The organism is Desulfopila sp. IMCC35008, from assembly GCF_010646885.2.
Taxonomy (GTDB): domain Bacteria; phylum Desulfobacterota; class Desulfobulbia; order Desulfobulbales; family Desulfocapsaceae; genus Desulfopila.
On sequence record NZ_CP050700.1, the window covers coordinates 1163857 to 1187302 of the forward strand.

Here is a 23446-nt window from a genome sequence, read left to right on the forward strand (position 1 = left end):
GACCTCCAGTTGGAGGTTAAGGAACAGGATGCCCGAATCGCTGTGGAAATACTGCAGCGTGACTACCAGGAGACGACGGCACTCGCCCACCATGATCTTTCAACGGCCCAGGCGATTTTCGATGAGCAGGCGGGTGAAGTACAGTGTCCCGCCTGCGGCACCTCTTTTACGCCTACGACCGCAACCTGCCCTGAATGTGGGCTGAGTTTTGGTTAGTTCTTCTTCTGGCCTCCGTTATTCCATCGTTTCTTACGCGGGGTCAGGGTGATTGTCTTCTTCTTGAAGATGAGAGGGTTGTAGTGGAGGGCCTCTTCAAGCTGATCGCTGAGTTCCCGGCACGGTTTGATTGTGAGGTCCCGTATCACCTCGATATCGACTTCGCCCTGTCCAGGAAAATGCAGAGTTAGCAGTATGGGACAGGAACCGTGAAACTGGTAGAGTTTTTTCTTTACCTGTTCAATCTGTTGCCTGTTCACCTTGTCTGCGTCCAGCCTGATAATAACTTTTTCAGTATATTTTTCCCTGGCTTCGGGCAGGTAGTCTATGGAATCGGCAATTATTTTCGGTCCCCTTTCATCCTGCTGGACTGTTCCCTGAATGATTACCGGGTCCGGAGAGTCGAGTATCTGTTCACATCGTGAATAGGTGTCGGGGAAGACGATGACTTCAACCGTTTCCATGATATCCTCAACGGTGATAAAAGCCATGGGATCGCCTCTTTTGCTCTTAAGCCGTTTGCAATTGCGGATCAAACCGCCTATACGTACCGGCTGCTCATTTCCCCAGTTCTCCAGGTTATGAATGTCAGAATCGGTAATCGTCTTAATCTCGACCAGGGCGTCATCCAGCGGGTGGCCTGTAATATAAAAGCCGACCGTCTCTTTTTCCCGGGCAAGACGGGTGCGCTCATCCCACTCCGGAATATCCGGCATGACCGTCTCGTTGAGTTCGGTCGAGCTTTCTTCCGCCTGGGGAGCCACGGAAAAGAGTGACATCTGTCCGCTTTGCAGATCGCGCTGGACAGCCTTTGCCTGTTCCATGGCCGTATCCAGAACTGCCATGTATTGTGAGCGCTTGTAACCGAATGAATCAAGTGAGCCGGACTTGATCAATGCCTCAATTACCCTGGAATTGACTCTGCGTGAATCGACCCGGTTGCAAAAATTTGAGAGTGAGGTGAATTTACCGTTCTTCTCCCGCTCTTCAATGATCGAATCCAGTGCCGATTCACCCACGTTTTTTACTGCTGCAAGGCCAAAGCGAACCCGGTCGTCTATGACGGTGAAGTCTTTGAAACTCTCGTTTACATCTGGGGGCAGTACCTCAATGTTATGTTCCCGGCACTCATTGATATAGTTGACCACCTTGTCGGTGTTGGTCATATCGCAGGAGAGCAGGGCGGCCATGAATTGAGCCGGATAGTGCGCTTTCAGGTAGGCAGTCTGGTAGGAGACCAGGGCATAGGCTGCAGAATGAGATTTGTTGAAACCGTAGCCGGCAAATTTTGCCATCAGGTCAAAGATATATTCCGCTTTGTCCTCGGGGACTTCATTCTTTAATGCCCCTTTCATGAACTTGACCTTTTCCTGGTCCATCACCTCGGGTATTTTTTTACCCATGGCACGTCGCAGAATATCAGCATCTCCAAGGGAATAACTTGCCAGGATGTTGGCAATTTTCATAACCTGTTCCTGGTAGACAATGACGCCGTAGGTTTCTTCAAGAACTGATTTTATCTGGGGCAGTGGGTAGTTGGCGGTGGCCCGGCCGTGTTTTGTTTCCACAAAATCATCCACCATACCGGAGTCAAGTGGGCCGGGACGGTAGAGGGCAACAAGAGCGACCAGGTCACTGAACTGTTCGGGTGCCATCTTCACCAGGAGCTCACGCATGCCGGAACTTTCCAGCTGAAACACACCAAGGGCATCGCCGTCGCAGAGGAGTTTAAAGGTCTTTTGATCGTCCAGGGGAATGGTCGAGATATCGAGATCCCTGCCAATATCCGACTTGATATGCTTGACCGCCTTGTCGATAACGGTGAGTGTTTTCAAGCCAAGGAAATCAAATTTTATAAGTCCGGTCATTTCAGTATGTTTCATGTCATACTGGGTGACTGTTTCCTCGTTATGGCCACGGCATGTAGGCAGAAACTGGGTCATCGGGCCCGGAGAGACAACAACCCCTGCGGCATGGATACCGGTATGTCTGGCCAGTCCTTCAAGAGTTTTGGATACGGTGAGCAGCTCCTGGATTCTCGGATCGTAATCGGCAGCCTCCTGGAGTTTCGGTTCCTCCTGAAGTGCTTTTTTGATAGTCATCTTCAATTGATCCGGTACCAGTTTGGCAATCTTGTCCACTTCGCCAAACGGGATATCCAGGGCCCGCCCCACATCACGGATAACGCCACGTGCCTTCATGGTTCCGTAGGTGACGATCTGGGCAACATGGCGAGGACCGCCGTATTTGCCTCGTACGTAGTCAATCACCTCTCCACGGCGGTCCATACAGAAATCGATATCGAAGTCCGGCATGGATTTTCGTTCGATATTAAGGAATCGTTCAAAGATCAGGCCATGGGGGATTGGGTCGATGTGGGTGATGGCCATGCAGTAAGCTGCCAGTGATCCTGCACCTGACCCTCTGCCGGGTCCGACAGGAATATCATGATCCAGGGCCCAGTTGATAAAGTCGGCCACGATGAGAAAGTAACCTGGAAATCCCATGGTGATGATGACATCAATCTCCATATCCAGCCGTGCTTCATATTGCTTTTCCAGTTCGGGTGAAAGTGTGCCGGCCTCACGCATTTTGGCAAACCGCTTTTGCAATCCTTCCTTACAGGCGGCAATGAACATCGAGTCAAGAGTTTCACCTTCCTCTACGGGGAAGTCGGGGAAATAGTACTGGCCGAGATCTATTTCCAGGTTGCAACGGTCTACAATTTCCTGGGTATTGGCAACGGCCTCCGGAAAGTATGAGAAGCTCTTCCTCATTTCATCCGGAGATTTAAAATAAAATTCATCTGTGGAGAAGCGAAACCGCTTTGGATCGTTGATGGTCTTACCTGTCTGAATGCACAGGAGCACCTCGTGGGCATGCGCCTCTTCACGGTTTAGATAGTGGCAGTCGTTTGTGGCGACGACCTTGATACCGAACTCCTTGCTGAGCTCAATCAAACCTTCGTTTACGGGGGTCTGCTCGGGAATGCCGTTTTCCTGAATCTCGAAATAGAGTCGGTCACCGAAGATGTCGAGCAGTTCCTGGGTTTTTGCACGGGCGCCGTCCATGTTTTTCTGGCCGATGAGGTAGGGGATTTCCCCGTGCAGACAAGCTGTGAGGGCGATAATACCCTCGTTGTTTTCGCGCAATACCTCTTTATCAATTCTCGGCTTATAATAAAAACCTTCATGCTGGGCGATACTCGCCATTTTCATCAGGTTCTGGTAGCCTGTATAATTCATGGCCAACAGCACGATATGGTATGCGATCTGCCCATCTATCTGTTTTTTGTCTTTCCTGCTTTTTGGAGCAATATAGAGCTCACAGCCGACCAGCGGTTTTATATCCGCCTTTTTGGCCTTGGTATAAAACTCGAGCGCTCCGAACATGGCGCCGTGGTCGGTCATTGCGACGCTGTCCATCCCGTATTCCTTACATTTCTCAAGGAGGTCGGGAAGTCTGATGGCACCGTCAAGAAGACTGTACTGGGTATGAACGTGAAGGTGGGTAAAACCGGCTGCTGACATAATTTACTTGAGTCCTATGGTTCCTTCGAGATGTGTTGTATTGAACACCGCACCTTCAGTGCGGGCTTGTGTGAAATCGGCCTTAATGAGGTTCGCTTTGGTGAAATCGGCGTTTTCCAGGTTGCAGCCTCGGAGGTTTGCTCCTGGCAGATTGGCCAGAGTGAGGTTGGCCCGGTTCAGGTTCGCACCTGCCAGGTTTGCCCTGCGCAGGTTTGCTCCGCGCAAATTGGCACCGGAGAGGTCCGCGCCTGCCAGGTTTGCCTCTACCAGATTAGCCCGACTCAGGTCCGCACCTGCCAGATTACATTCCGGGCAGTTGCGTGCGGTTTTTACCAGGAGGTGTTTCATCTCCTCTTTGCTGGGCAGTGGGCCAGGAGGCTGCTGGCGTGGCTGTGCCTGTACCGCTGAAGTCACTTGTTCGGGCGGTTGAGCGGGGCTGTTTTTTTGTTTCAGGTATGATTCTTTTTTCTTCTTCTTTTGAGGTCTGAGGCCTTCAGGGGTGGTGCGCAGTTGAACGGCGCTATAAGAACGGGCACCGTTGGCGGAAAAGAATATGTAACTGTTTTCCTTGCTGTCGGGAAAGAGGGTATAGCAATGCCGATCCCCATAAAACCAGGTACGAAATTCAATGCAGAGCTCACTATCTGTCGTGATATCCCATTCACCACTGTCTTTTTGGTTGTCCCTGTTATGGGCGGAGAGGGAGCCGTTCTGAAGGAATAAAATTTTCCCGTCAAAATCCATTGATGTCAGGTGCAGAGTTCTGTCCGCCAGGAGAGTGTATATTTCTTCGGCAGAGAGAGCGCTGATCCCATTTGCTTCCATCTGTGTCCGGCTATTTACGGCACATCCGGCAGACAACAGGGTCAGTGCGGAAAAGAGAAGGATATAGTGTCGTAACATTAGTAAATCCTTATGTAAAAAGAATTTCGAGGTGGTAGTTTCAGGGCTGGGAATGAATCACAATTACCTGATCAGTAATAGCATAACCGGATCGATATTGCATGGGAAAGAGAGAGTGAACGAGGGGGAAAAATAGATTGTCAGCGCCAACCTTTACAAACAGTAGACTTGTGCGTTGAAAAAAAAGATGAGCGTGTCAGGATTTTTAGTCAAACTATAGGGCGCCGATGCAGAATCAAATTGATTCCATGTTCATGACAAATCCAGGTCAGTCATCGAGGTAGAGGTCGAAGGCCTTGTCCTTTACCTGTTCTTTCTCAATCTTGAATCGTTCCCTGATCTTCTCGTAGGATACCAGTTTTGTTTCACGGTCTGAAGGGGTGAGAAATGATTCGAGCTTGGTTTTCAGGATGACCGGGTTCATTTCCGATTGGATGGATATCACACCTTCCATAATAATTTTCTGAAGCAGGAGTTCGTGATTGGTTCTCTCCTTGAGATTTGCTGCGAAAGGCAGGAAAAAGAAATTGGAAAAAATGAGCCCGTACAGGGTAGAGGTAAGGGCGATCGGGATGGCACGTAGTATGGTGGAGGTGTCGCCGATGCCACCCAGCATTGTGATAAGGCCGACTACTGAACCAATGATTCCAAAAGATGGGAAAAATTCGGCGATGGATCGGAGAACACGTTCGGAGTCTTCACGGCGTAACCTGAAGAAATACATCTCGGTATTGAGGATGTCCCGTATTTGTTCCGGCTTATAACCATCCACCAGGCAACCCAGCGCTCTCCTGAGAAAGTAGACCGTGGTTTTATTTTCATGTTGTTGCAAGGTGAGGATGCCATCGGCGCGGGAACGGATGGAGAGATCGATCAGGATGTTTATGATCTCCGTTTCATTATTTACAGGTCGGTTGTAGGAAGACCAGAGAACCTTGCGAACAATAGCCAATTGCGCCGTCTTGAAACTGAGCAGGGTGGCCCCGAATGTTCCCCCGAAGACAATGAGCAGACCAGAAAGATTGAAATAGAGATTGAGGTTGCCGTTTAAAAAGAAGCCGAGTCCGAACAGGGCGACACAGAGGATAAACCCGGTTATGTTTTGCCGTTTCATAGAGGTGTGCAGGTATCTTCCTATTCAAGGGTTGCTGCTGTAGCGGGGACCGGTTTGGGCAGTCGCTTGCTGATGATAATTTCTACCCGTCGGTTTTTTGCCCGGTTTTTCTCGTTTATGTTGGGTTGAAGCGGCCTGAAAGAGGAGTATCCACTCACCACAAACTGGCTCGGGTTCATGCCCATCTCCTCAATGAGGAATCGGGCGACAGTACTTGCTCTTGCCAGTGACAGTTCCCAGTTGCTGGCATAACGATCCGAATGCATGGGAACATTGTCGGTATGACCGACGATATTAATCATATACGGAGTTTTTTTAATAACTGCAGCAACTTTTTGCAGGGAAGTGACAGAATCATATCCAAGATCCGCCTGTCCGGGGGAAAAGAGCAGATCCCCGGTGAGTATGATACGCATTGTTTTATCCGGCACCAGATCAAGCGAAGCAAATTTATCCAGGTTGTTAGTGGCCAGTGCCTCTTGAGACAACCGGTACATATCATTTAACTGGTTCTGGGGTGGCCCTGAAAATTCAGCTGTAAGCGGACGCGGCTCGATTATCTCCTGTGGATCCTTCTGGGTCGTGGGGGCGACCGGGGGGGGGGCCACAAGAAATGCTCTTGAATTTTCTACTATTTGTTCCTCAACCGACACTGATTCAATGACTTCAGGTTCCTGTTCGATAGCTTCTGTATATATCAATTCCTCTGTCCCTGCCGGATAGACCTGATCAATATCAATATCCTGAAGGGTTACAGATTCGACTTTCTGGATTGTACCACTGGTCATCAGCGGAAGTGCGGGCGAGATCGGGGCGAATGGTAAGCCGTTATCAGAGAACACATCTGAGTTAAGGGCTTCCGTGGTGTCGCCGCCAATGACTTCAGGTTTCTTCTCGGTCAGGAATTCCATATTGGCTGTCTGGTAAACAAACATGGAAAGAAACAGGATGAACATGGTCATCATCAGATCCGACCAGGCTATGGACCAGTGGGTCGGACGAGGCATAGCGGACTGAAACGGGCTGTCATCAACCATAAAAACCGTGTCATAGGATGACCTTCGTTCGATGGATACATATTTCGCCCTGGCTAATTGCTGGGGTACTTCGTCCTGAACTTGTTGTAAAGGGATGTCCGGTTGGTACATGTTTTACCTGTCGATAAGAAAAATTATTTTGTCATTCTCTGTATCTCTTATCGGCAGGTTATGAAAATTCAATAGTAATGAAATGATGAGTGGGGCGCCGAATCGTATCCGGGGGGATGGATTTTTGCTATCGTCTCTCTACCTGCAGGCGAACAGACGCATACCTGTTGAGGTCGCAAAATATTACTATGCTCAAGACATCTGTACATTTTTCCGTCATAACAATGACAGCGTGAAAGGTGTGTATGGAAAGACTGTTTCTCCAGGATGCTGTCCGAGAATGCACTTTCCGCCCATATCTTCGTTAAACGCGAAAAATTGTTCTCAGAATAGTAACTCTATGCCGGCGGCGATAATTTTTCGCGTTTGCCTTGATCTGAACAAAAATGGTAATTCTACGACTTTTATGAAAGCAATAAAATTGTTCTACAAAAGTCTTAAAAAACATTTCAAATTACGCTATCCTCACACTTTCTATATTTCCAAAATTCAGGTGGTGTTTTGAAGATTATTAATTTTGACCAGATTCAGACACTGGAAGCCAGCAGTACCAAATTCATGAATATCCTGGCTCATGACATGGAACGGGCGCTCGCTCTCTGTGAAGAGACACGGGTTTTCTCGGAGAAAGCTGGTTATACCAAAGGTGTGCTAGATTCCTTGTTTCACAAGGCCTGGTATCATATTCACAAATGTGAGTTTGATCTGGTGTTTCCTCTCTTAAAGGACCTTCCTGAACAGTACAAGCTTATCGGTGATGAATATGGAAGGTTGAAGGCCGTGAATGCTCTCGGGGTGATGCATATGGACATGGGGAATTATGACCATGCACTTCCTTATTTCCTGAAAAGCCTGAAGCTGGCCAAGAAGAAAAATTTGCAGGAACGAGAAGCTTCTGCTCTTGCCAATATCGGTCTGGTTTTTAATGAGTTGGGCAAAATAGACCAGGCCTTTGATTATTTTACAGAAGCACTGAACAATCCGGAGATCAATAATACGGGTTTCTACACTGCCTCCAAGTGTATCGGTCACTATTATATCAAGACTGGTGAGTATGATAAGGCGGGCATATATCTCAATGGGGCATTTACCAGGGCCAGGAAAGCCAAGGATACTCATTTTGAATCCGAACTTTTAACGACCCAGGGTATTCTGAACCGCCATCGGGAGCAATATAGACAAGCAGAAACTGATTTCAAGAAGAGTCTTGAAATCTCGAAGAAACTTGGGAATGTCAAAATTGAAACGGAAAACCTGTATGAACTGGGTGTGCTTAATCTAAGCCAGGGGCATGTTGATAAATCTTTTAGTTATATTAATCAGGCTCTGGCTCTGGCCGTAAAGAAAGATATCGGTCGGTTTCAGTGTCGGTGCTATGAAAACCTGAGCACCATGTATGAAGAGAATGGAGATTATGCTAACGCATTGGAGTTCTTGAAGAAATACAATTCGGCAGAAAAAGAGTATAACCTGATGAAGGCTGAATTGAAGCTGAAAAGTCTGGAGTTTGAACATAAACTCGAGCAAAAACAGCAGCAAGCAGAGATCTACAGGCTCAAAAATGAGGAACTTGAAGAAGCCAATCGCAAAATCATGAACCTGGCCAATCATGATAACCTCACAGGCCTCCCCAATCGGAGGCTTTTTATGGAAATCCTGAAGTCCTCTATGAATTCTGCGCTTCGGTATGATCAGAAAATAGCGGTATTGTTTATTGATCTGGATAATTTTAAACCGGTTAATGACAGGTTCGGGCACAGGGCTGGAGATTATGTCTTAAAAGAGGTAGGGGAGCGATTGATCCAGGTTCTCAGGAAGAGTGATGTCGTCGCCCGGTTCGGGGGAGATGAGTTTGTGATTCTGGTATCGGAACTGGAAGATTCCCAGTACCTCAATGCCATTGCTGGTAAAATTAGTGAACGTTTTCAGCAGGATTTTCAGGTGGGAGCACATCAATGCAATCTGGGAGCCAGTATTGGTATCAGCCTTTTTCCCGATGATGATGAAGATATCGAAGGACTTCTAATTAAAGCAGACAAAGCGATGTATGCAGCAAAACTGAAAGGAAAAAACACCCATGTTTTTTATCGGTCGGTTTCTTGTGCTAGGCCTAAACAGATCTGACATGACTATCCCCTGGCCCAATAGTGTTTGACAACTTTGGCAGGGGATACCTAGGGATGGAAAATCCGGCTTAAAGAGCCTCGGTAATTATTTTTTCGATGGTATGCCGGGTGACAAATGTTGAGGTCCTTTCCTTCTTGCGGGCGTGTTCAGCGTAATAGGTGACGAGTTTACGTGCCATTTCGACCGCCTCGTCATCGCTGATGTCTTCAGCAATGATGTCTCCTGCCCGTACCTTTCTACCCGAGTTTCCCCCGAAACTAAGGGTCCAGCCTTTCTTTTTGCCCATCAGTCCCAGGTCTCGTACGAAGTTTTCGGCACAACAGAACGGACAGCCTGAGACACCGACCTTAAACTTGGCTGGCATATCTATCCCCGCAAAAGCTTCTTCAAGTTTCAGGCCCATTCCGAGTGAGTCCTGAATCCCGAACTGGCAAACCTCGGTGCCAGGGCAAGCCTGGACATAGTGCAGGCAGAGTTCGACCGCTTTACCCGGATCCATATCCAGGTCTTTGTATATGGGTTCAATCTGGTCCTGGGTCATACCGACCAGTGCTATCCTGTGACCTGAAGTTACTTTGACGATCGGGATGTCGTATTTTTCTACCACAGCTGTTATGGCTTTCAGGTCTTTTCGGGGAAGGAGCCCGGCCGGAATGCGGGGAACAATGGCGTACGTTTCTTTATCGCGTTGTAAGATCGCTCCTTTGGGTGGTTCAACTTTTGGCATGTTTTCTCTCCGTTATTTCTCAACAGGTTTCATATAGTAGTATAAGTGCCGTTTCCGGGAAAAACGACATTGGTTGAATAAGAGGGCTGGTGTCCATTCACGTTCCACCTGTTACTTTAAGCTTCTGCTTTCTTGCTCCCCAGCTTTTCGTTTATTTAATCAAAATAATGTTCCGAATATCAGTCGTATGCCTGCTCTTTTTTTTCTAAAATGCTTCGGTCTTAGAAAAAATGTCTATTCTCGGACAACCTCCTGGCAGGAGCACATTTTCTGTCAGACAGGTTAAAATACAGGTTTGTAATCGAAAAAGTGTCGTGTTTCCAGTTTTCTGTAGGTATGTGTTTTACCCCGGGCAATAAACGAGCTGGTGATTGCACCGTTGGATGTGAAGCGGACTCCTTCAAGGAACTCGCCGTCGGTGATGCCTGTTGCAGCAATGGCCACCTCCTTTGAGCGGATGAGATCCTGGACCCTGAAGATTTTTTCGAAATCAGTTATGCCGTGCTCCTTGCCCATTGATTTATCACGGTCGTTTTCGTAAAATATTTTACCTTCGAAATAACCACCCATGCAGCTGATAGCCGCTGCAGCCATTGTACCTTCCGGGGCATAGCCGTACCCCATGTAGATATCGGCCTTTTTACCGGAAATTGCTGCCAGACAGCCGGATATTTCGCCTTCCTCAATGAGCTTGATGCGCGCTCCGCAACTGCGTACTTCGTGGATTAATTGATGGTGCCGTGCCTGGTTCAATATACACACTGTCACGTTTTCGGTATATTTCCTGAGGGCTCTGGCTGTTCGTTTGACATTGACAATAGGTGGTTGGTTGATATCGATAACATTGCCCACTTCCGGTCCGACAACCAGTTTGTACATTAACAGGTTTGGCACAGACTGGATTGCATCTTCCTGAGCTATCACAGCAAAAGAGGTGACATTGTTGCGGCCGTCTGCTGCGGAGTGATATCCTTCCAGGGCGATCGCCATGACATCAGTCTTTGGGCCGCCGCCGCCAATGGTGGCGGGGAGCTGGACGATGCCTTCCCGCCTCTTGAAACGATCGTTGATGACCGTCCCCTCGATGTTAATTCTGTTGAGGGTCTTGACGATGGCAGCACGGGTTTTATTAAGGATTTCCTCATCATTTCCAAGTCCCTGAAGACGTGCGGCCGTCAGTGCGGCGATTTCGGTCGCCCTGACCATTTCCATTCCGTAATTAGTGTCCATATCTTTATTTGATGTTTGTATCATGAAGGGCCGTAAGTTCCCGGATTTGATTCATTATGGCATCGCGCTGCACTTTGAGATTCTGGCCCTCAATTGTATCTTTCATTTTCATTGGCTGCCGGAATTCGTCAATCAGCTCGATATCGAGGGGTGCCGCTTCCAGTTTTCTTTCTGCTTCCTTGATTTCATCGGGTGTCGGGAGGATAATACCGTAAAGCTGGTGCGGGGTGTGAACCAGGGAGTGCCCACGGTTATAGTATGCTTCCGCAAAACCGCCGTCGACATTGATGGCCACGCCATCTTCGCTGGCCATGCGGGCGCCTTTCATGTAGTTTACCGGGGTGTGACCGAAAACAACCCGGTGAACACCAAATTCCTTCAGCATCTTCTTCTTGAAGGCGTCGGTCTGCATGTTGTCCTTCCAGAACAGTGTTCGTTCTACATGGGTTTCCTTGTCGATGAGGAAATATCTTTCAAAAGTTTTCATGGCATGTTTGCCAAAAAACGGTGATTTCGGTCCGCACCAGAGGTAGAAGAACAGGTCTTGGTCATGCTGGCTTTGCGGTGTCCCCTCGATGTATTTTTCGCCAACCTTGCGGATTGTCTCCTGGATGTGATCGAGCAGGTACTTTCCCTTGCGGCCCATGAACTCTTCAAACTCTCCATTGGCAGTGGAGGGCACCAGGGCGTGTATGTTGAGGGTGTTGGAGTGGATGTGATAGGTGTTACCCCTGGTGAAAAAGAATCCTAACAACCGCTTCATTTTGCTGTTTGATGCGAATTGTCTGGATAGATCGTCGATGATGGCATGTTCCTCTTCTGTGAGGGCCTGCGGATTATCAAGGTCGAGGGTGGGAAAGTGAGTGTCGTTAAGTCCTTCTGTTTTTCCCTCTTTCAGCATTGCAGCCAGCCGGTCGAGCCACAATCGTGAACTCATATCATAGGCGGGATTCTCCATTATTGTTCGTTCTTCGAGCTTGAACTGGATGATTGCCAAAGCCTTTTCCATGGAGCGACCGCGATCAGTCTTGGCCTTAAACTTGCCAGTGGCTTTTTCTGCAGGATACGTTCGTTCGGCAAATTCGGCGAGTTTCGTGGTGTCGAAATGAAGCCGGTCCATTAATTCAAAGTGATCGTAGCGGCTGGTAATACGAAGAGCTTCCGCAATAAGGGAGAGATTGCCAGAGGCGGCACCCATCCATAAAATGTCGTGGTTCCCGTAGACATAGTCAACAATTCGGTTATATGCCGGTGAAGAGAGGATACGGATTATTTTATCCGGTTGAGGACCCCGGTCAAATATATCGCCAAGAACCTGGATCCGGTCCAGTAGCACCTGGCTGATAGCATAAGAAAGGTGGGAAATTAACCTTTTGGATATTATATCCTCCTCGAAAACCGGGTCTGGTACCGTGAGCCCGGAGAGGAGTCTGCTGATGGGATCCCTGAATTCGGGTTTGAGGATTTCGTTTATCTGGTAGCCGATGTTGGTGATTTTATATTTCAGTACTTCAACAAGACAGAGGATAACGTCCTGCATGTCCATATAAACAAGATCATCCCGAAAATACTCTTTGCGGCGGATTATTTTTACCAGATACTGGATTTTCTCAGGGCTGAAGGTGTTAGGCAAAGCTTCGCGACAGGTCTGGTACAATACCCCGAACCGTCCGCGGAGGATCGATTTGAACCTATCGCCTTCACCGTGCAGGTCGCTGATCCAGAGGGTCGTTGGGATATTGGCATTGAGGGCTGTTTCCAGTTGCAGCATCTCGTTTGCCAGTTTATCAATTTCACCAACCCTCACAGGGGAAGTCTGCTGTTTGCTAAGTTTTTGAGGTTTGTTTTTGGGGCGGGATGGCATGCGCTCTACTCCGTATCTCCTGAATTTCTGTCATGCTTCCACGGTCTCCATAAACAGTCGGTGGAGAAGCAGTAGCTGGATGATTGCCTGGCATTGACTTCTGTGTAGTATTCAGACCAGATTTCTTACCGGTACAACACTCTATTGTAGCATAGCATTGAGATGGGGCAAATTGATTTTTTATAGATAAATCAATGTACCAGTCATTCCTTGAGGCCTTTAGCGGGGGCTTGAACAGGCTTATTCACTGCTGCCGTTTCGGTTGGCAGTAAGCCCTATATCAAAGGCGTCGTGACAAGAAGGGCAGATAAGCAGCCACTTGGTCGTATCACCGTCTTGACGGAACATTGAATGAAAGCCGTCTCTGTACCCGCACGTCGGGCATGTTCTGAATTCTTCCTTCATTTTGACCGTGATAATCTTTTGTGTCATTGAGGATCTCCTTGTTTATGTTGGCGGGAAACCTTGCATCAAGAATATCACAGTTTTAAAGGTGTGGGCAACTTCGTAATTTTTCTTTTTGCCTCAAGAACGCGTGAGAGAGATAGGGAAAAATCGTTGCTGAAAAATGAGAATACGCGGCTTTCTTGATCATAACGGGACGTCCAGGTTCCCGTCATGATTTGAGTTAATAGGTAATTCCTCACTGTTGGGCCTTTTCTGCGGCTGTGTCCAGTTGTTTTACGAGGTCCTGGATTCCCGCCTCGAGCAAATCCGGTTTGAGCAAGATTTCAAGCTTCTTGGTGCCCCGGGCGTCGACGACTGTGTTTTCATAACGGACCCCTGTTTTTTTGAGGATTTTCAGGCTGTCGTCAAAAAGTATGAAGTGGTAACCCAAGAATCCGTATCCTGCTGCTAATGCAATGACAAGCATCACTATGATCTTCTTCATCATCTCCTCCTTGGCATGTCTGGAAACAACTATGTTCCCTGTTATGCTGATTAGTTCTTTGTTACAGGGAGACTACCAGTATTTTAAAATCATGTCAGCAGCTTGTTGTGTTTTGTTTCCCATGTGAGGGGGCAGATTATTGGTCTGATTTCACTTTTAGCCAGTTTCGTGCCTCCTCCAGAGTTTTGAATGATCGATTTCTCATGCTGAACAGGAGGGTGTCATTTTTGGTATCAGTCCTCTCAGCAGTAAGTATCGTATGAATGCTTGCGAAGGATATACTTTTATTGAACTCCAGCATATACCTGCTGTATTTGTCCTCAATGCTGAATTGGTAAAGATGTCGTAATGTGCCGCTGGGCATGTTGCTAACCTGGCTGTAATCAATGAGTACTTTTCGACAGTCAGTATCCCGACAGTATTCAAGCAGAATCGAAAATTTGTTGATTGCTTCCTGTATGACAAAATTGCCGCATATCTGAACTTCAAGATGGTCCTTATAAAGAGTGTAGTGATAGTCCATAATCATTTGTGAATTCTTGTTGTTTCTTGTTTCTTCCCGTCATAAAACCAGCACAGACCAGCCTAAGTATTTAATTAATTTCTTTCTTGCCTGTTTACGCCAATCTCTCGTCTGACTATGTCGCTTTTTTTCTTCTGACTACTGTGGGCACTAAGAGGATTCGTGGCGATGGGGAGGAGTGGCGTGGATGAACAATTTTCTGGCGGGAAATGGCAAAAAATAGCTGGGAGGCGGGTCGATAAGAGTTTCTGAAAAAGGTTTGTATGAAGTTTGTAAGATAACCGGGGTACATTAGAATTATTATATATTCATGAGGAGTACATTACGTATGACTGATAAGCAGCGAAAGGATTTGTACATCGAGTGGGATGTTACGAGCAGTAAAGTAAAAAAACAGATAACCGATCAATATCAACAGGAATTTGGCGAAAAAATGTCAACAGAGCACTGGGAGGAATACCTGGTGAAAGCCCTGAACCTGAAGCAATCCTGGGAGTCGAACGGGTTGGCCTGAATGATATAAAGACCTGGTTGTTGTGAAGAACTGGGTAAGCGATAGAAGAATTTTCGATCCCATGATTGAGGGTTGTTTACCTTAATAGTCTTGATCCGAACGGGCAGTTTTCGGATGGACATTATTCTGAAGTTGCTTTCCTTTCTTTGTTGCACCTTACATTCCTCGGCCAGGCTTAAACCTATCGATGGTTTCCGTTGGGCGAACGCCTGTCGTTTTTCCAGTTGACCGTCGTCTTGGTTCTCATCTTAATTCCATATTTCAAAATATTTGGGCGGGCGTATTTTTACGGCATATCATGTGATATGAATCGGAAAGTTCAGTAATTGTGCGGTTGCTGCCTGGTGGACTTTGCTTTGATAGAGATTATTCTTTTCTATAGTCTCTTTCTGAGGCTGGGAAATATTTTTCTCGTGCATGTGTTATCTACTTGTAACAGGCTCAATGATGGTAAAAGAGCTACCTGCCTGCAAACAGGGCAATATGCTGCATGTATTTCAATTTTTCAGGAGCTGCCAAGTTTGATCAGCATGTGGAAATTGAAATGAATTACTGACGAGAATCACTCGGATACGCGGATATTTTGCTGGATGAGTATATTCGTCAGGTGGGGTAATTATTAAGATGGAATCTTTAGTAACAGACGATAGTGTTCCTCAAAAACCTGGTCAGTTGGTGGATCTTTTTGAAAAATTAGAAAAGGAAATCGGTACGCTTATACTCGGAAAAAATCATCAGGTACGGCTGGGTCTCTGCTGTCTTATCTCTGGAGGTCACTTGCTCATTGAGGATATCCCGGGGATTGGCAAAACCACATTGGCAAAAGTATTGGCGAAAATTCTCGGCCTTAAATTTCAACGAATACAGTGCACGAGCGACATGCTTCCCGGAGATATTCTGGGAGTATCCATCTTTGATCAGACAAATGGCTCGTTTTCATTTCACAAAGGACCGATTTTCACTCAGGTTCTTCTTGCTGATGAAATAAACAGAACAACACCAAAAACCCAGAGTGCACTGCTTGAGGCGATGGAGGAATACCAGGTTTCCAGTGAAGGAAAAACGAGGCAATTGCCTCAACCATTTTTCGTTCTGGCAACACAAAATCCTTTGGAGTATTCGGGTACGTACCCTCTACCCGAATCCCAGTTAGATCGATTCCTTTTCAGAATTTCCATTGGTTATCCGTCCAGGAAAGCTGAGCATGAATTACTGCAACATGGCGGAGTTATAGGGGGACTGTCAGATCTTGAGCCAGTACTTCAACCAGGACAGGTAATTGCACTCCAGAGAACCGCAAGGAAAATTCAACTGTCAAAAACATTGATTGATTATATACAGGATCTCTTATCCTTCTCAAGGGAATGTGGAGAGTTTTCAATTGGTTTATCACCGCGGGCCGGGCTTTCACTTGTCCGGGCCGCGCAGTCATGGTCTTTAATGCAAGGGAGGGAGTTCGTTTTACCGGAAGACGTACAGATCATTTTACCATATTTAGCTGTTCACCGTTTACGGCGTAAGGACACCTACAGCGAATTGAGCACGGAGGAAATACGTCAGTTATTTACCTCGGTTCCGATTCCAGCTTGAGCACACATCGTTACCAGAAAGTTTATGAGTGTACTAAACCACATCCGGCCAGGTCATTTGCTGCCTTACCTTCCTTTATATGGCAGCAGGTACCGGGTAATGCCAACGCGGTATGGATTTGTTTATGGTGGCATGCTCCTCGCCCTCCTGGTGGGTTCCATTAACCACAATAATAACCTGGGATATCTTCTGACCTTCTTTCTCGGTGGCCTGTTCTTTGTTTCTTCCTTCTTTACTTGGAGGAACCTGACAGGCATAACCGTGAAAGGGCAGGATGCAAAACCAGTGTTTGCCGGTCAGTTATGCAGAGTATTTTTTACAGTGGATGCACCTGCTACCTCAAAATATGGGATTCATGTAACCCTCGATCCTATTCACGGCCAGACAATAGACATTGATCAAGGTTATAAAACGGGGGTAACACTCTATCATCCAACCGAAAAACGCGGATACCTGCGTGTTCAATTTATTGACCTGTCTACAACTTTTCCTTTTGGGTTGATTCAGCTACAATCTCGCCGGGCTGAAGAATTGAAGTGTCTGGTGTTTCCCAAACCTGTTTCAGCTCCCTTACAGAGAGAATATAACAATGGGTCAGAACCCGGTGATTTTCGGCAAGAGCAAAAAGGTCGTGGTGATTTTACCGGGCTCGATCCATATTTACCTGGAGACAGCTTGAAAAGAATCCACTGGAAGGGGTTTGCCGGGGGGAAAGGATTCCATACGAAGCGTTTTGAAGAAAACGAGACAGCCAGCACGATATTCTCTCTTCAAGACCTCCCAGGCAACGATCTTGAACTGAAACTTTCCCAACTGACATATATGGTGCTCTCTGCTAGTGCAGATGAGGTGAAATATGGCCTTAGGCTTGGTGAGTTTCACATTCCCCCAAACCGAGGTCAGGCCCACCAAAATGAATGCCTGAAAGCTCTGGCGCTTTATAGCTGATGAAATATTCCCAGAAATTTCCGAACGAATACCGGCATGCTTTTTACACTGTAGTGTTGAGCAGTCTACCTCATCTGCCTAACATTTCGTTTCCTGCGGTAATCATATGTTTTTCTCTATGGGCATATATCTTTGTTTCATTTTACAGAGTGATGCCAACGCCGGGCTTGCGTATTCGATCAGTGACCGGTTTGTTCCTCTTTTTGGTTTCTGCCGGAACGCATGAAGGGGTCACTGTTGAGGCTTTTGTATCGTTGCTGATTTTCATGATAACAATGAAAATATTCGAAATCCGAAGTGTGCGAGATGCAGTAATTGCTGTCATCCTCTGTTATTTCACGATAGTCAGCGGGATGTTCTTTAACGATTCAATTTTTGCAACAGCCTATATTTTATTTACTCTCATTTTTAACACAACCACTCTTGCCCATATTCAGTTCCCGTCTCTTTCTTTTGGCAAGTCCTGGAAGATGGCTTTAACTGTCTCGGCAGCAGCGTTCCCAATAATGATCATTCTCTTCCTGACCTTTCCACGCATTCAGACAGGTTTCATCGGCCGGGTGCCAATCAAAAGCGGCTATACAGGGTTTACAACGGAGCTGCGTTTAGGGGGAATTGCAGAACTTGCCGAGAACCGTCAAATAGCCTTCAGGGCGGTGTTTGATGGGGTGAGAACACCACACCCCAGTCAACTTTATTGGCGCAGTATAGTATTCTGGGATTTTGATGGAACAGTCTGGCAACGTGGAAGGAGGTCGCATTTCACACCGCCAGGTTATGAGGTCGCTGATGAAAAATATGATTACACCATTACGTTAGAAGCTCACAGTAAACGATGGCTACCGGTGCTGGATCTGCCGATCATTGTGCAGGGTCATTCCAGATGGCTTCGTCATGACTACACAATCTATCAATATCTTCCGGTGAGTAGCCGGATCAGTTATTCTGTAACCTCAAGTATGGGTGCTCGTCCTAATCAAATACCCGGTCAACGGGAAATGGCATTGAGATTACCGGGAGTAAGTAATCCCCGGGCCCGTGCTCTAGCTAAGAGCTGGCAATCGGTTTCACCGCAGACCGTTGTTCAAAATGCACTCGACTATTTCGAGAACAATTCATTTGAATATACTTTTTCACCCGGCTTTCTGACTGAAAAAGAAGCAGAACACCCTATAGATGCTTTTCTTTTTGCTACTCGGAAGGGGTATTGTGAACATTATGCCGCTTCTTTTGCATTTTTGATGCGGGCTGCCGGAGTGCCAGCACGTCTGGTTGGTGGTTATCTTGGAGGACAGGTCAATCCATACGGTGACTATCTTGTTGTGAGGCAATCTGATGCGCATGTTTGGGTGGAGGTGCAAATCGATGACTCAGGGTGGCAGCGAGTTGATCCCACAACGGTCGCTGACCCAAATAGATTTATGGGCACGAATTCCACTGGGTCTGGGAAAGATGAGACCTCCTGGTTATCCGAACTTGGTTTGCCAGCTTTGCTGGAACAGTTTAAGAAAGTGACCTATTTTTGGGATATGGCCAACAGCAATTGGAATACCTGGGTAATGCAATATTCGGCAGCTGATCAAAACAGGTTTTTCTCCTGGCTACAGTTTGACTTTCAAGAGATGAAAAAGTCCTGGGGAATCATTCTCTTTGTACTTGTTCTTGCTGGTGCAACTATTCTGCTTGTCATTACTCTTGTACGTAACCAACCGGCAACGGATCCTGTAGCGACTTTTTGGTTGTTATTTCGCAGGAGACTCGAAGAATTGGGGATTCCCAATATCCCAGCACAAGGCCCCCTGACACTGCTTAAAAAACTGGAATCTGAAAGAAAATGGCTATACAAGGATACCAGGCATATTTTTCTCATGTATGTCGCTTTACGTTACAAGGGGGAAGAAACAAATGAAGGGGTACAGAAGTTTACAACTGCAGTGAAGGAATTTGTCAAAAAGTCATATCATGTCGAAATGAAACAGATCTCTTAATATTCTTGTTTTCTATCAGGAGGGGTTGCAAAGAACCACTCATTGAAAGGTGTGACAAGAAAGAAGCAAAAAGTATGCGGTATCTGCCGTAAGCTTATGTATAACTACTGTTCGGGGTGAGAAGAGTTTGACTTTTATACAGTTTACTCCGTGTATAGCGTGCAGTGTGTCTCGGGAAACTTCTCCGGGAGGGTAATGTTACTGGTTACGGGAAAGTTCGTGAACTACATTTTGAGCACCTTGTCAGCTGCTATTTCTTCTGCGCAATATCTTTTGGTTGCCCGTTTGACGCTTTCTTTCCCGTTATAGTAACTGCCCTTTCAAGTAGACTCAAACACCTCCTTAAAGAAGAACATTTCGGCTCTACCAGACCGAATTCCTCATCAGTTCACAGCGGTGCCGGATTTGAAAATTATGCGAATTGGGTTGAGTTCAATGGAAGCCATTAAGCACGTGTCAGTAGGTGCTGCATGCATATTGATCCACTAGTCATGAGATTTTTGAGGGAGTGGTTTTGCTCAGAGTAGCTAAACTACTCATCTTTTTTTTATTGAGCCAGAAATTCACTATATTGCTTATCTTCATTCATAATATGTTCTGTCCACCATTTTCTCAGAAAGGTATAAGTATCCATTATTGCTTCATCATTATTGATTAGAAGGTCTTGAAGTTTTTCCCTATATACTTGGTGCTGATCTCTGTGCTCGGAAAGGGCCGGATACTTATGGGTTTCCAATAGACTCTCTTCTTCCCTGAAATGTTCCTCTGCATATATTTTCATTTCTTCCAGAATCTCAGCTATCATGGTACTCGACTCTTCCTGACGTATCATGTTGTATAGCTTGTTAATGAGTTCAATTATAAGTTTATGTTGTAGGTCCATTGACTCAATACCGATATTGTATGATTCTCTCCATTTTATTATCTCCATGAAAAAACTCCTATTGATTATACATTTTGAAATTAATGGATATTTCAGACGGATTGGAAGTGAAAGCGGGCGAAAAATATTGGCTCGACTTCACGCCGTTTGGTAGTGATATCCATGGTGGTTCTGTATTATAGTGTTATAACAATTTTTCCTTTGAAACAGCCACTGCCAAAATATCGAAATGCTTCAGCAGTTTCTTCTAATTGATAGCATTTGTCGATTATAGGGTTGAGTTTACCAGCTTCAAAGAGATCAGTTATATATTGTAAATCCTTGTTTGGTTTATAGCCAACAATGTTCATTTTATACTTTCTGCTTATCTTGCCTAAAATCGCTATTTGTAAAATCCGAGAAGTATTGCCGCCAACAGTTACATATACTCCATTTGGATATAACACGCGTTGATAATCAAAAATGGACCGAGTAGTTTTGACATCAAAAATTAGATCATACTGTTGTCCATTTCTTGTAAAATTTTCTTTTGTGTAATCGATGACATTGTCCGCGCCGAGTTTGAGCATCATCTCTAACTTCTCTGTGCTGTCCACACATGTCAATTCAACATCGAATAGTTTTGCTATCTGGATAGCTAAAGTACCAGTGCTGCCACACCCACCATTAATCAATACCTTCTGACCGGATTTAATCTGACCAATATCAATAAGGCCCTGAACAGCAAGATTTCCTCCATGAGACAGGCATGCTGCCTGCTCAAATGTCATACGAGAAGGTTTAAGAAATAGATCTTTTTCACGAGCACAAACATACTCTGAAAATGCACCCCAACCATTCTCTGACAGGTCGCCAAACACTTCATCTCCTGCTTGGAAGTGTTTTACATTCTGGCCAATAGCTTCGACTTTACCTGCTATATCACATCCATGCAGTCGGGTACTTTTCGGTTTGAAAAGACCGCTGAACAAACGGTACTCAAATGGTTTGCCTGTCAACATGTCCCAGTCCCATGAATTTATAGAAACTGCATGGCTTTTTACCAGAACTTCATCATCGTCTGGGATTGGCCTATCTATGTTTTCCATTGTCAAAACATCAGGGCTGCCATATTGGCGATAAGTGATTGCTTTCATATGGATTCTTGCAAGGTGGGTTCTCTTCTTAAATCAAGGATCAGTGAATTCAGCAATACGAGTAAGGATAGCGCAATACGGGCAGGGCGCTTCATGATGCTTCCTTCATACTGGTTATTACATTCCTCTCTTTATTGAAGGTGATTATGTGGGTGTTAGAACAACAAACAGCATTTGTTTAAGTCAAGGTAACACTATGTGAGAAATCTTCAAGAATGACACATAATATTTGGCCTGCAGTGAATCCCTGCTCATTTGCTGTGTGACTCTTTTTGATGGTTTGATAAGACGGGCATAGGAAGAACAATCTTGGGCTCGGGGAAAGCTTTTAATGTCGTGTACCTCATTAAGGATGCCCAGCGCCAGGAATTGTCCGACACCCGTAATCGACCGCAGGAGATAGAGGGGATGGCAGTCATGTTGGCGTGCGGTCTTTTCCAGATGCCACTCAAGTTTACGCATGACCTGGTTGAGGGCTTGAATCATCTCGAGGTTCACCTCAACGCTTTTTCGTACCACAGGGTCTAAAATGAGATAGTCTCTATTTCTCCTGAAACAAGGTTATCATTTTTCTTTTTCTCAAGCGCTTGGACCTGGGCCTCGGTCAAGATCATTTTTCCTGAGCCAGACGCATCTCACTCCGCAGGGAGAGATGAATACACCACGTTTTCTTGGTTCGTTACTGGCTCGGAACTGCCCGTGAGCAGGTTGCTCAACAGCGTAAGCAACGACGACAATTTCCGTCATCTCATCAACCCTGTTTTTGACATCAGGTTTTCTCTTGCTCTTGTCGATCAGGGCATCAACACCACCTTCTTCAACTGCATCTTTATAGCGGTAAAAGTGTCTCTGGAGAGGCCCATAATTTTACAGGCTCGTGAGACGTTGTACAATTCCTCGGTAAGATTGAGTAATCCTACCTTGTGTTTTACGATACGTTCGTTACCATGAAGTATGAGGGATACCTCTTTTGTTTTGATGGTTGGTTCGCACCTTTATCAAAACTGGTACCCCTCACTTGTATAAGTGAAGTGTCAGATCAAATCGGGACTATCTCAATTAACGTGTAATGAGCTGTTCAACTATAGCGGCGAGATTAAGATTGAATCCAGTGTTCCCTCACTGTGATCCGAATGTAACATTCTTTCCATAACCTTTTGTGTTCTAGAGACTTGAAATCTTATAATAATCAAAAGTGTGATAAAAAAGGATCAGCATGCCCAAGGAGCAAAAGATGAAAAAAATATTCAGAGGCCACAATTTTCCAATAATGGTTCTCTTGATAATAGGATTCAGTATAATTTTTTATTCCTGTTCCCAGGAACCCGAATCTACACTTTCACGTATAAAGAAAGAAGGGGTACTTCGAGTTGGTTTTGCGAATGATATCCCTTATGGTTATAAAACAGCAGAGGGTAAGCTTACCGGGGAAGCTCCTGAAATAACAAAAAAAATCCTTTCTGAAATGGGGGTGCACAAAATAGAGGGAGTGTTTACCGAGTTTGGCTCCCTGATTTCCGGCCTTAAAGCTGGTCGTTTTGACATGATTGCTGCCGGTATGTTTATCCTGCCAAAAAGATGTAAAGAGATTTCATTTTCTGAGCCCACCTACAGCGTAGGGCAAGCTTTTTTGGTAAGAGCCGGGAACCCTAAAAAGCTTTATAGTTATGAAGATGTGGCAAAAAATCCAAAGGCCATTCTCTGCGTTATGAAAGGTGCTGCTGAAATGGGATATGCACAGGCAATTGGCGTTCCTGAGTCACGTATTTTGGAAGTTCCAGATTCTTCATCGGGTTTGGATGCGGTCAGGGGCGGTCATGCAGATGCTCTGGCTCTTACAAGTCTGAGCATTCAGAGGATAATCGATAGCTCAAACGACTCAACTGTCGAAAGAGCTCAACCGTTCAAAGACCCCTTAATTAATGGTAAGGTTGTAAGAGGATACGGTGCATTTGGGTTTAGAAAAGAGGATCGAAAACTCCTTTATGAATTCAATAATCATTTAAAAAAATTTATCGGAACAAAGGAACATCATGATCTTGTGAAACCATTCGGTTTCACTGAATTCCCAAATAATATTACAGCAGCAGACCTATGTATGGAGCAATGACTT

General features: G+C 45.8%; 21 protein-coding genes and 1 pseudogene. 8 read left to right on the forward strand and 14 right to left on the reverse strand.

The annotated features are described in order from the left end of the window. Window positions 1-9 precede the first annotated feature (9 nt). Window positions 10-216 (forward strand): hypothetical protein, encoded by a 207-nt coding sequence (locus tag GA520_RS05295; protein ID WP_163339594.1) that lies wholly within the window; start codon window positions 10-12, stop codon window positions 214-216. Here GA520_RS05295 and dnaE read toward each other — a convergent pair. From dnaE to GA520_RS05315, 4 genes are all read right to left on the reverse strand, one after another. After that, on the reverse strand, window positions 213-3746 hold the full coding sequence (gene dnaE, locus GA520_RS05300) for a DNA polymerase III subunit alpha (RefSeq protein ID WP_163339593.1): 3534 nt from the start codon (window positions 3744-3746) through the stop codon (window positions 213-215). The two genes, GA520_RS05295 and dnaE, sit on opposite strands and share 4 nt — an antisense overlap. Before the next feature lie 3 nt (window positions 3747-3749). Beyond that, complete coding sequence (locus tag GA520_RS05305) at window positions 3750-4649, reverse strand: pentapeptide repeat-containing protein (RefSeq protein WP_205749352.1); 900 nt, start codon at window positions 4647-4649, stop codon at window positions 3750-3752. Between the two features lie 268 nt (window positions 4650-4917). Then, on the reverse strand, window positions 4918-5763 hold the full coding sequence (locus GA520_RS05310; protein ID WP_163339592.1) for a motility protein A: 846 nt from the start codon (window positions 5761-5763) through the stop codon (window positions 4918-4920). A gap of 20 nt (window positions 5764-5783) precedes the next feature. Next, window positions 5784-6911, reverse strand: a complete 1128-nt coding sequence (locus GA520_RS05315; protein WP_163339591.1) for an OmpA family protein — start codon at window positions 6909-6911, stop codon at window positions 5784-5786. Window positions 6912-7412: 501 nt separating this feature from the next. Between GA520_RS05315 and GA520_RS05320 the strand changes: the two genes are divergently transcribed. Beyond that, window positions 7413-9035: a tetratricopeptide repeat-containing diguanylate cyclase gene (locus GA520_RS05320; protein ID WP_163339590.1), complete on the forward strand. Its 1623-nt coding sequence runs from the start codon at window positions 7413-7415 to the stop codon at window positions 9033-9035. A gap of 70 nt (window positions 9036-9105) precedes the next feature. On the opposite strand, the gene GA520_RS05325 is transcribed toward GA520_RS05320, so the two are convergent. The 6 genes from GA520_RS05325 to GA520_RS05350 form a co-directional block, all read right to left on the reverse strand. Next, a complete protein-coding gene (locus GA520_RS05325; protein WP_163339589.1) occupies window positions 9106-9765 on the reverse strand; it encodes an NAD(P)/FAD-dependent oxidoreductase in 660 nt (219 codons plus the stop codon). A 282-nt stretch (window positions 9766-10047) separates the two neighbouring features. Next, complete coding sequence (locus GA520_RS05330) at window positions 10048-11019, reverse strand: fructose-bisphosphatase class II family protein (protein ID WP_240910217.1); 972 nt, start codon at window positions 11017-11019, stop codon at window positions 10048-10050. After that, a complete protein-coding gene (locus GA520_RS05335; protein ID WP_163339588.1) occupies window positions 11000-12859 on the reverse strand; it encodes a fructose-bisphosphatase class III in 1860 nt (619 codons plus the stop codon). Before GA520_RS05335 ends, GA520_RS05330 begins: the two co-directional genes overlap by 20 nt. Before the next feature lie 240 nt (window positions 12860-13099). Next, window positions 13100-13291: a hypothetical protein gene (locus GA520_RS05340; protein WP_163339587.1), complete on the reverse strand. Its 192-nt coding sequence runs from the start codon at window positions 13289-13291 to the stop codon at window positions 13100-13102. A gap of 211 nt (window positions 13292-13502) precedes the next feature. Further along, window positions 13503-13754: a hypothetical protein gene (locus GA520_RS05345; RefSeq protein ID WP_240910216.1), complete on the reverse strand. Its 252-nt coding sequence runs from the start codon at window positions 13752-13754 to the stop codon at window positions 13503-13505. Between the two features lie 133 nt (window positions 13755-13887). Beyond that, window positions 13888-14280: a hypothetical protein gene (locus tag GA520_RS05350; protein ID WP_163339586.1), complete on the reverse strand. Its 393-nt coding sequence runs from the start codon at window positions 14278-14280 to the stop codon at window positions 13888-13890. A 322-nt stretch (window positions 14281-14602) separates the two neighbouring features. Here GA520_RS05350 and GA520_RS05355 point away from each other — a divergent pair, with 322 nt between their 5' ends. From GA520_RS05355 to GA520_RS05370, 4 genes are all read left to right on the forward strand, one after another. Then, window positions 14603-14788, forward strand: a complete 186-nt coding sequence (locus tag GA520_RS05355) for a hypothetical protein (protein ID WP_163339585.1) — start codon at window positions 14603-14605, stop codon at window positions 14786-14788. A 624-nt stretch (window positions 14789-15412) separates the two neighbouring features. Next, window positions 15413-16378, forward strand: coding sequence for a MoxR family ATPase (locus GA520_RS05360; RefSeq protein WP_163339584.1), 966 nt, complete (start codon window positions 15413-15415; stop codon window positions 16376-16378). Window positions 16379-16402: 24 nt separating this feature from the next. Further along, window positions 16403-17326 carry a DUF58 domain-containing protein gene (locus GA520_RS05365; RefSeq protein ID WP_163339583.1) on the forward strand — a complete coding sequence of 308 codons (924 nt, stop codon included), beginning with the start codon at window positions 16403-16405 and terminating at the stop codon, window positions 17324-17326. Next, window positions 17326-19314: a DUF3488 and transglutaminase-like domain-containing protein gene (locus GA520_RS05370; RefSeq protein WP_163339582.1), complete on the forward strand. Its 1989-nt coding sequence runs from the start codon at window positions 17326-17328 to the stop codon at window positions 19312-19314. Before GA520_RS05365 ends, GA520_RS05370 begins: the two co-directional genes overlap by 1 nt. A 547-nt stretch (window positions 19315-19861) precedes the next feature. Here the strand turns inward: GA520_RS05370 and GA520_RS05375 are convergent. From GA520_RS05375 to GA520_RS27080, 3 genes are all read right to left on the reverse strand, one after another. Further along, complete coding sequence (locus GA520_RS05375; protein WP_163339581.1) at window positions 19862-20245, reverse strand: bacteriohemerythrin; 384 nt, start codon at window positions 20243-20245, stop codon at window positions 19862-19864. Between the two features lie 128 nt (window positions 20246-20373). After that, window positions 20374-21333, reverse strand: coding sequence for an NAD(P)-dependent alcohol dehydrogenase (locus GA520_RS05380; protein WP_163339580.1), 960 nt, complete (start codon window positions 21331-21333; stop codon window positions 20374-20376). Between the two features lie 183 nt (window positions 21334-21516). Further along, window positions 21517-21729 carry a transposase gene (locus GA520_RS27080; protein ID WP_370362789.1) on the reverse strand — a complete coding sequence of 71 codons (213 nt, stop codon included), beginning with the start codon at window positions 21727-21729 and terminating at the stop codon, window positions 21517-21519. Between GA520_RS27080 and GA520_RS05385 the strand changes: the two genes are divergently transcribed. Beyond that, window positions 21643-21861: a hypothetical protein gene (locus GA520_RS05385; RefSeq protein ID WP_240910215.1), complete on the forward strand. Its 219-nt coding sequence runs from the start codon at window positions 21643-21645 to the stop codon at window positions 21859-21861. The two genes, GA520_RS27080 and GA520_RS05385, sit on opposite strands and share 87 nt — an antisense overlap. An 8-nt stretch (window positions 21862-21869) precedes the next feature. Here the strand turns inward: GA520_RS05385 and GA520_RS05390 are convergent. Further along, a pseudogene (locus GA520_RS05390) lies at window positions 21870-22289 on the reverse strand (helix-turn-helix domain-containing protein); the annotation flags it as partial. A 278-nt stretch (window positions 22290-22567) separates the two neighbouring features. Here GA520_RS05390 and ehuB point away from each other — a divergent pair. Then, the gene (gene ehuB / locus GA520_RS05395; RefSeq protein ID WP_205749351.1) at window positions 22568-23443 is read left to right on the forward strand and encodes an ectoine/hydroxyectoine ABC transporter substrate-binding protein EhuB; all 876 of its coding nucleotides are present in this window, start codon (window positions 22568-22570) and stop codon (window positions 23441-23443) included. Window positions 23444-23446: the final 3 nt, after the last annotated feature.